9 protein-coding genes are annotated in these 9,005 nt (G+C 46.5%); 8 read left to right on the top strand and 1 reads right to left on the bottom strand.

The genetic code is table 11. The features are described 5' to 3' along the window. Nucleotides 1-1,258 (bottom strand): mechanosensitive ion channel family protein (locus IH879_14075; protein ID MCH7676063.1); only part of this gene is annotated, 1,258 nt, incomplete at its 3' end. Between the two features lie 677 nt (nt 1,259-1,935). Here IH879_14075 and IH879_14070 point away from each other — a divergent pair. From IH879_14070 to IH879_14035, 8 genes are all read left to right on the top strand, one after another. Next, nucleotides 1,936-2,475: a hypothetical protein gene (locus IH879_14070; GenBank protein MCH7676062.1), complete on the top strand. Its 540-nt coding sequence runs from the start codon at nt 1,936-1,938 to the stop codon at nt 2,473-2,475. A 15-nt stretch (nt 2,476-2,490) separates the two neighbouring features. Beyond that, complete coding sequence (locus IH879_14065) at nt 2,491-4,191, top strand: PEGA domain-containing protein (GenBank protein ID MCH7676061.1); 1,701 nt, start codon at nt 2,491-2,493, stop codon at nt 4,189-4,191. Nucleotides 4,192-4,225: 34 nt separating this feature from the next. Beyond that, complete coding sequence (locus IH879_14060; GenBank protein ID MCH7676060.1) at nt 4,226-4,789, top strand: hypothetical protein; 564 nt, start codon at nt 4,226-4,228, stop codon at nt 4,787-4,789. 1 nt (nt 4,790) lies between these two features. After that, a complete protein-coding gene (locus IH879_14055) occupies nt 4,791-5,351 on the top strand; it encodes a hypothetical protein (GenBank protein ID MCH7676059.1) in 561 nt (186 codons plus the stop codon). 87 nt (nt 5,352-5,438) lie between these two features. After that, nucleotides 5,439-6,254 carry a hypothetical protein gene (locus IH879_14050; GenBank protein MCH7676058.1) on the top strand — a complete coding sequence of 272 codons (816 nt, stop codon included), beginning with the start codon at nt 5,439-5,441 and terminating at the stop codon, nt 6,252-6,254. A 20-nt stretch (nt 6,255-6,274) separates the two neighbouring features. Further along, on the top strand, nt 6,275-7,228 hold the full coding sequence (locus tag IH879_14045; protein MCH7676057.1) for a hypothetical protein: 954 nt from the start codon (nt 6,275-6,277) through the stop codon (nt 7,226-7,228). 213 nt (nt 7,229-7,441) lie between these two features. Further along, nucleotides 7,442-7,864, top strand: a complete 423-nt coding sequence (locus IH879_14040) for a class I SAM-dependent methyltransferase (GenBank protein ID MCH7676056.1) — start codon at nt 7,442-7,444, stop codon at nt 7,862-7,864. Nucleotides 7,865-8,054: 190 nt separating this feature from the next. After that, nucleotides 8,055-8,981, top strand: a complete 927-nt coding sequence (locus tag IH879_14035; GenBank protein MCH7676055.1) for a hypothetical protein — start codon at nt 8,055-8,057, stop codon at nt 8,979-8,981. The last annotated feature ends 24 nt before the right edge of the window (nt 8,982-9,005 follow it).

The raw sequence follows: 9,005 nt of genomic DNA, 5'->3' as shown, positions 1-9,005 counted from the left end.
TTCCGGCGACAATCGAGGCGGTGCGCGGCTCGCCGGTCAGCAGGGACATCTCGCCGAAAAATTCGCCGGGCTCAATTTGGCCGACCCGGATCCGTTCGCCGTTGGTGCTGTTGTTGATAAAGGCGTGCAGCATTCCTTCGGACAAGATGAACATGGACTCGCCGGCGTCTCCCTGGGTCATCAATTCCTCTCCTTCTTTGAACTGCCTCTGCTTCATACTGGAGGCCAGTTCTTTTAACTCTTCCGACTCGAGATATTCGAATATCTCAATTTTGCCCAGGAGTTTGGTGCGGTCTTCAACAGATTTTGAGTCGAGATGGCGCTCGGGCTGTCCGGCGTATAAAATATCCTGCTTGGGATAGGCGGGGGAAATACCGGCTTGTTTCAAGTGTTCGAGAATAGTTGCCGAGACCAGGCTTTTTGCCATGCCCGGCGCCATGTCGGTCCACGGTTTAAACCAGAATCTTACTTTGTATTCAACCCCCATGTCGGTGACATGGCTCACGATCACGCTGGGCTCGGGTTTTTCCAGCAGACCTTTTTGTCCCATGGCAGATTTAGCGCCGGCAAGCAGCACGCGTTTGGCCCGTTCCGTCGGAATGGTAAAATCAAACCAGAAGTTGATTTCGTGGCGGCTTTCCAAATCCGGGCCGTAGAAATTTGTCACGATTGAGGTTCCCAGAATCCGGTTGGGTAGAATCACCACGTTCTTAATCTCGGACTCCAGCCGGGTAGTGCGCCAGTTGATTTCGGTGATGCGGCCGGTGACATCCTCCCCCTTGCTGCCATGCACCCGAATCCAGTCGCCGATCTTAAACGGCCGCTCGATATTGACGGCCAGCCCGGTGAAAATATCCATGATAACGTTTTGCAGGGCAAACCCCAAAACCAGGGTAAGGACCCCGGAGGCGGCCCAAAATCCCGTGACGGACTGATCAAAGACGACCGTCGCGATGCCCGTAATGGCAATGACGTAGATGATCAGGCTCATCACATCTTTGATAAGCCGCGGCACCGGGGCGCCAAGCGCTTTCTCAACCAGTCCTTCCCAAACGAATACGATCAGCAGCCGGTTCAGAAAATGCGCCGCAGACAACCAAATGCCGATTTGGATGACATACGCCAGAACTTTCTGAGTTTGATCGATTGCTTCAGAGCTAAACTGCACCAGAAGGTCTCGATTGAAGAAGGTAATTCCCAGAACAAATAGCAATATTGCTAAGGGAGACCACAATCGTTTAAGATCTTGTTTCTTCATTTTAGTCTATTTCCTAGAAATCTTGTCTCAAGTTATTTTTTTGCCACGGATTCACCCCATTAGATAAAGATATCAGCTTTACCGGAAAACATCAAAGACTCTTATCTAACGGGGTGTATCCGTGGCTAATTCTTATCTTTGTAGAAGATTGAGTGTCGAAAATGAAAAATTGTAAAAATGAATCCTAACTAACCTGAATAATTCACAAACCATAAAAGTCGCGATTCCCGCAAGCCTGTCCTCGCGAAGGCGGGGAGCGGGAATCCACACCAAATCAACAACTTAGTGCAGGTAATGGATGCCCGACTACTCGGGCATGACAATATTGAAGTTTTTTGCCTGAAATGGAAATTTATGAATTAACCAGGCTAAAAAGTAAATTAAAATATTTTGCTAGACTTTCAACCAAAAAAATAAATCCAGGCGGTCAATCCTGTAAATGAAGTTCACAACAAATCTTCATTCCTTATCTGCTGTAATTCTTTATTTTTTAACTTAAATACCTAAAGTAAATTGTAAAACAAGTGCACAATTCAATTAAAAATAAAAACAGGAATTTGTCTAAATATCGGACTCACATAACTCATATTATTATCAAACAGTTATAAATGCGCATTCGAAAATGATAAAATTTTGGGTATGGCCTTTGCCTGCTGAGAACGAAAGCAGGAGAAAGTATGAAAATAACAATCTTCAACATTTTAAATGTTATCATTTTTTCTGTTCCTCTCGTTGCTCAACAGCAAAGATTACCTGAATCATTGCTCCCTGGAAATCGGGTTCGTGTCACTGCACCACAGTTTTTCCAAAAAATAAAGATCAGCAAGTTTTCAAGAAAAAAATCACGTCTTGTGGGCACGGTGGTGGCAGCAAACGCCGACACGCTTTTTTTTAAAGTAGATAATCAGCCTGAGCCGCTGATTATGTCCGTTCCATTTGCTTCTCTGAACAGACTTGAGGTGAGCCGGGGAAAAAAATCTAAAATCGGCTCTGGCGCTGGTGTTGGATTTCTTATCGGTGCAATCGCAGGTGCAGCGATAGGCTACATTGCAGATGAAGAGGGTAATGATCTCCCACCGGAGCATGCTGCTCTCGTGGTGGCTGGACCTGGCGCAATCCTTGGAATTCTCATCGGTGCCTGTATAGGCTCAAGAATGCGTGGCGACAGTTGGGAAGAAGTGCCATTGAATCGTGCACTAAAGGCTAATCAAAATTAAGAGGATTTTGTCATTATGAAAAAGATAATCTTAAGTATTTTAAGTGTGACAATTTTTTCGGTCTCGCTTATTGCGCAAGAAACCGCAATGTTGAAATCGCCGTCGTTGAGAGGGGCTGCGGGAGCCGATACCCTGGCGGAAATAAAAGAGACCTACCGCAAAAAACCGCACATCGCGATTTTGCCGTTTACAAACGCCAATGCCCAGGCAAAGGAAGCTGAGTTCGGCCGCACGGTTTCTGCCATGCTGGCAACGGCTTTAAGAAATCAAACCAACTTCATCGTGCTCGAACGCAATGAGTTGCACCAGGTTCTCACCGAACAAGTTTTGCAGGAATCCGGATTGACCAAAGAGCAAACACAGGAATTGGCAAAAATATACAATGTAGAAGTCATCCTCACCGGCGACATTTCATTGATTAACAACACCCTGCATATTGACGCGCGTTTAGTTGAAATCAAAAGTTCGGAGATTGTGGTGGCACTTTACGGCACCTGTCATGATTTAAATCAAATCCGTACTGTGGTGGAAGATTTGGCGAATCAATTGGAGGGTACCTATCTGCGGCAGTGGATGGGAAATCTGAGCATCACCTCGGAACCGGCCGGCGCTGAAATTTACCTCGAAAATAAGTTCATCGGATTTACGGAGGGCAAGAAACCTCTGCTGGTCAAAAATCTCCTCGAAGGGGCTTATCATCTGAAACTCATCCGCGGCGGTTATGAAGATTGGCAAGGAGACATCGCTGTGCAGTCAAAAATGGAACGAACGGTTAAAGTCTCGCTAATCGCCAAGCCCGGCTCGATGAACATTTACTCGGAACCCGCCGGTGCGCGAGTTTTCCTCGATAACAATCCGGTCGGAGAAACCCCGATATCGTTGAAAACTGTCGCCGAGGGCGAACATGAAATCCGCCTGGTAAAAGAGGACTACGAGGCGTGGACCGAAAAGGTCGTGGTGCGCAGCTTCCGGCCCACGGATGTCAAAGCGATCCTGGAAGTCAGCCCCGGCCTGCTGACCATTCATTCGACTCCCGGCAATGCGGACATTTTTTTCAAAGGGAAATTTGTGGCTAAAACGCCGCACACACTTTCAAACATTCAACCGGGAGAAATCGTCGTGCGGGTTGAAAAAGAGCGCTATGAAGCATGGACCACCTCGGTTTTTATCCAGCCAAACCAGCACCAGGTTCTGGATGTTTCTCTTGAAGAAAAAGTCGGCACGCTTTCAATTACATCTGAGCCGGAAGGCGCGACCGTTTATTTAATAAAAGAAGAACAGGTTTTGCAGGAGATCGGCGAAACTCCGATTCTGAACTTCAGCACGCCGATTGGAGAGTATACTCTCGAAGTTGAGAAAGAAGATTATTTCATTGCTCACAAAGAGGTGGTGGTAAGTCACAAGCAATTATCTGAAACTAAATTTGAGCTCGAAGAGAAACCCGGCTCGATTCTGGTCATGACTACGCCGGCAAATGCCCGTGTTTCCCTGGATGGCTCGTTTTTGGGACGGACACCCTTTCGAATCGATGACCTTGTGAAAGGGGAATACAAGTTAACCGCTACTTTACCCTATGCAAAGAAGACAGAGACCATTAAGGTCGAAACGAACCGGCAATCGGTGATGAAAACGAGTTTTAAAAAATCCAAACGCTATATTTTAGGCGTGACATCGATTGGCGTGGTTGGGCTGCTGTTTCATTTGCTGGCGAAATAATTAAACCTGCAAGGTTTGGGAGAGAGACTTAAGAATGAAAATTTTAATTAAGAATGCAATCGTTACAATTGGTTTAATCAGCCTCACTCTAATTTCCAACGGGTGCTTGAGTAATAAACTTGTTCTTGTCTCCGATGACAACCGCGACGCAGCTACTGAGAAATTAAACCGCGCGGCAAAGAGCCGGGAGGGAAGAATAGCACTGCAAAATGGCGACACCCTGCAAGTGAAGAATATCGCGATTCGTGGAGACTCAGTCTTCTGGCATATCAAAGAGACCGGTTCGACGGCCGGGGCTTTGTTAAGTGAAATAAAGACGATCTCAATCAGAAAGAGAAATACCAGTAAAGGATTAGGCCATGGGTTCTTAATTGGCGCCGGCATCGGGGTGAGCTACGTAGGCTACTTTATTCTTAAAGATTCGGAGGATTTCGATTGTGACGGTGCGGACTCGTTCTGTTTTACGAAAGGAGAAGCTATGACAGCAGGAATTGTGGTTTTGGGCGTCCCGTTTGGACTTTTTGGAATGATACATGGTGCTGCAACCAAAACAAGCGAAACATATGATTTCGATGATAAAGAAACGATGGAGAAATAAGATGAAAAACTTTAGAGGTATTTTTATAACTGCGTTGCTTCTCATGGCGAACTCAATTCAACTCCTGGCTCAGGATGACCTTCGACTTGTTCCCGGTAAGCGGGTTCGAGTAACCGCTTCCAAGTTCTTGCAAAGAGTGAAAGGGGTTTCTATTTCTCGTGCTCGTAGAATTGAAAAATTGCGGTATGTGGGAAGAGTTGTCACATTAAACAGAGATACTCTGGTAATTAGAGCCCAGGGCTGGGATGAATCATTTTTTATTCCGTTCGAATTTTTGAAGAAACTTGAATTGAGCCGTGGCAGAAAGTCGAATTTGGGCAAAGGAGCTAAAGTTGGATTTCTGGTCGGGGCCGGCTTGGGGGCCATCTTTGGCGTGGTAGCAGGATGGGGAGAGTGCCCCTTTGGAGTTGCTGATATAACTAATCCGGATGGCTGCTCCACTATACTCGGCATTTATGCGGGAGCATTTCTGGGTCTCCTTGGCACGGGGATCGGCGCTGGAGTTGGAGCAGCGCACCCCGGGGAAGTGTGGGAAGAAGTGTCTTTAGAGGAACTCAAATGAGTCGCTTTTGAAGTTTGAAGAGTCCGTGCCAGGAATGGGCTTTTTAAATTAAGGCAGTCCTGTCAACAGAAAAACAAGGTGAGTTAAATGAAAAATCTAATTACAGTTTTGATAATAATCACTTGCACATCAACCGCATTCGCCCAATACTCCGGCTCGAGTATGAGAGCCCAATCCTACTACGGCTTTTCCGGGTTAACTTTTATCCCAACCGCACAGACGCTTGCACCCGGGCAACTTAGTTTTAGTTACCTTGCAAAACCGTCAGCAGGCGCAGATTTGACCTTGGAGCCATTTTCCGTGACCAGCAGTTTTGGCCCCAAAATAAGGGGACTTGAGCTGGCTCTGACCAACACGCCGTTTTATGCCAGCTCCCGGGAGTTTGGCGGCGTTTTCATTGCGCACGGCCACCCGGAGTTGAATGTTTCAGTAGCCCCGATATTCCTGTCGCTCAAATATCAAATCATGCCGATGATAAAAGACAACCACCATGTCGCCATGGCAATCGGCTTTGGACTTCCTTACGGCGTGTACTATGTCGCGGATAAATTTTTTGATTTAAAAGCTTTTGATTTAACGCTGCATACCGGCGTCGGTACGAAATTAACAACCTATCATGCCTTCGCCGGCATGACCTTTACATTTGGCAAACGAACCGGTGAAATTAATCGCGACTTCCCCCTTGAAATGCTTATCGAGGGCAGCTGGGGCGGCTCGCTGAAGCAATTGAACGCTAAAGAGGAAGCATTTTTAGCGGTTTCGTTTCGGCTGGCCTGGACGCAGTCGTTGTTCATGACCACGTTTTTCAGAATCGACGACCAACCGCTTTACGATGATTTCAGCATGATCGATGCCGGCCCCACCAAACGAATGGGGATTGGCTTGAATTATACATTGTTTTAAGAGAGGCTAAGGATTAAGTTATGACGAAAGTTTCGGAAATTCATGATTCGGGTTCTTCGGTATTTTTCTTACTGGTGGCCTTTTTTTCAATAAACCTCTTTGCCCAAGAGGAGACTGCCATTTTTTCCGGCGACCGCGTCCGTGTTTCTACCCCGTTGATTTCAGAGAAGATTGTTGCCAACCTTGTGGCTTTAAAAGATGATAGCCTTATATTAAAAGTAACAGAACAAGCAGATCCATTAACCATCCCTTTAGCATCCCTAAAAAAGTTTGAAGTTAGTCGAGGAATCGGCTTGCGAGGAAGAAGCGCCATTCGCGGTATGGGTAAGGGGTTCCTATTCGGTGCAGCAGGCGGAGCGGTCTTAGGTACCGCAGCGGACGTAGAAGGTAATGATCTTAGATCGGAACATGCGGCTCTCCTAGGGGCTGCATTGTTCGCACCCCTTGGAAGTGTGGTCGGAGCGATTGATGGGGCACTCATAGGCAAGGAACAATGGCAGGAGGTGCCGCTAGAAAAGATTCGCATAAGTTTCATACCGAAGCGGCATAAAGCGCGAATTCGTATGACGGTAACTAATGTTCCGAACTACCGGCTTGTTGGGAGCCTGGTGGCGATGGACGACGAAAACTTATTTGTGAAGGAAGAGCATGAGACAACAACCAGGCGGTTTCCTCTAACTTCCATTAACAAGCTCGAGATGAGTTGGGGCCAAAAAAAACCTCAGGCCGCTCCTGGTGCGGTCATTGGTTCGGTCGTTGGTGCCATCATTGGTGCAGGCCTGGGCTATGCCCTAGGCTGCAAAACTGGATGTGATCCCGAAGAAGATGTTCTTGCTAAATCATCAGCTATCATTGGAGTTGGATTTGGCATTTTGGGCGGATCCATGTTTGGCGCTGCAATCGGAGTAAGCAGTCGCTCCGAATGGTGGGAACAAGTCTCCTTGGAGCAGCTTCGTAGTTATGGCAACCGTTAAGGTGAGTTAGGTTTTCTATTTGCCATGGATTCAACGATACGACAACTCAAAGTAATGTTGGAGTAATAGGAATCATAAATTAATAGTCGCCCTTTTTTGTATTTTGTTATTTAGCGATCTAGAAAATCGGAAGCTAACTCGTTTGACGAACCATGTTTAATAGAATAGAATTTTTTAAAAAAATATGTTACACATGATTCCAGGGTATTAGATATCGGTTGCGGTACCGGTGGCTGGGTGCAAATATTCTCAGAAGCGCTCGGAGCAAAGGCAATCGGAATCGACGTGGTTAACTATCATAATTCCGAATATCCGTTTTGTTTATTTGACGGCTACGAGCTGCCTTTCCGGGATCGTGCTCTCGACATCGGAATTTTAATTCATGTTTTGCACCACAGCGATGATGCAGAAAAACTACTGACCGAATGCAGACGAGTGATCAAAGACAAAATAATTATTTTTGAGGACATGGCGGCGTGCAGAGTTCAGAATGGATTTACGACCTTCCACGATTTCTGGGGGAACAAAGTGAAAAAAGTTTTTTCGGGCATCAAGAGGACTGCATTCTTTTCATTCGCTTTTGATTCCGATGACATACAACTACCGGACTTACGGTCGTTGGTTTTCCCTGTTTAAACGGCTGGACCTTAAAATTGATGAAATGATATCTTTGCCATACAAAACCATGGAACATGGGGTTTTCGTGCTTTCGAAAGCCGACGATGAGCGAAGAGCGCAAGAGCGATAAGCGAAATTGTGTGTGCGCTCCTCGCTTCTCGCTCTTCGCCTTTTCGGTTTGGCAATATAAATGAAAGGAGAAAGATTCATGAAATTTTTACTTACGATATTAACACTTGTACTCCTCACAACCTCGACTTTCGCTCAAGAAGGATTTCTTTCCGAGGATTATCAAATTTTCGGAAGAAAAGAACCGATTAGCCTGGGTTCTTTATTTAGTACTTTGGGAGCCGGCAACATTTTCGTGAATCCGGCTAACATCGCTTTTGTAACTGATAACCGGATTAATTTTGGCCGGGGAGAGTCGGGCGTTGGCAACGGCATGTTTATCTCCTGGAGTGCACCCAATTTAAGTATCAGCAGTTCTACTCAAAAGGTACGGCAATTCGCCGGGCCTGGCGTAAATCACGAAAAGCAGCTGCTGCATTTTAATTTTGGCATATCAACACAGGATTTGGGTTATGAAGGGAAAAACAGCTCGCTCGGAATTGGAGTGGCGGTGAAGCGGCAGGCAGACCGGTTGTTCAACTTAAATAATCAAAAAATTGCCGGTGGAAATTCGGTGAGCGTAGACCTGGGTCTGTTGTTTAAATGGAAGCAACTCGCCCTTGAAGCGGTTATCCTCGATGTCAACACTCCAAAATTGAGCGACTCGGATGTTTCTTACGGCCGTGGTTTTATTGTCGGCGGACGTTTCACAACCCGGACCGGCTTAACAATTGCGTTGCAGGGAATCGGCGGCAACGCCTACGCCGGCTCCGACTTTGGCATGAGTTTCGGCGCCCAGCAGACTTTTATGGAAAACCGCCTCATCTCGCGGCTGCAATTGACTTCCTTCTTCACCGGGCTCGAAGCAACCATGCAAAACATCAGCGCCAGCATCGGCTACAGGCTCAATCCGAAGAAAGGAACCAGAACGTTTCTCAAAGACGTCGCGTTCAGTTACGCACTCAGCTTTCTGGCTCTGCCGCGAAATGTTGGAACTCACATGTTGGTTCTGATTAAATATTTTTAGGGCTTCTTATGAAATATATAATGT

Source organism: candidate division KSB1 bacterium, from assembly GCA_022562085.1.
GTDB lineage: Bacteria > Zhuqueibacterota > Zhuqueibacteria > Oceanimicrobiales > Oceanimicrobiaceae > Oceanimicrobium.
The sequence above is the reverse complement of the archived record's forward strand: the minus strand, read 5'-3'. Positions and strand labels throughout refer to the sequence as shown.

What these genes read in the sequence shown, in the direction of transcription:
- IH879_14070 (MCH7676062.1), top strand. Translation starts at nt 1,936, where the DNA reads ATGAAAATAACAATCTTCAACATTTTAAATGTTATCATTTTTTCTGTT.
- IH879_14065 (MCH7676061.1), top strand. Translation starts at nt 2,491, where the DNA reads ATGAAAAAGATAATCTTAAGTATTTTAAGTGTGACAATTTTTTCGGTC.
- IH879_14060 (MCH7676060.1), top strand. Translation starts at nt 4,226, where the DNA reads ATGAAAATTTTAATTAAGAATGCAATCGTTACAATTGGTTTAATCAGC.
- IH879_14055 (MCH7676059.1), top strand. Translation starts at nt 4,791, where the DNA reads ATGAAAAACTTTAGAGGTATTTTTATAACTGCGTTGCTTCTCATGGCG.
- IH879_14050 (MCH7676058.1), top strand. Translation starts at nt 5,439, where the DNA reads ATGAAAAATCTAATTACAGTTTTGATAATAATCACTTGCACATCAACC.
- IH879_14045 (MCH7676057.1), top strand. Translation starts at nt 6,275, where the DNA reads ATGACGAAAGTTTCGGAAATTCATGATTCGGGTTCTTCGGTATTTTTC.
- IH879_14035 (MCH7676055.1), top strand. Translation starts at nt 8,055, where the DNA reads ATGAAATTTTTACTTACGATATTAACACTTGTACTCCTCACAACCTCG.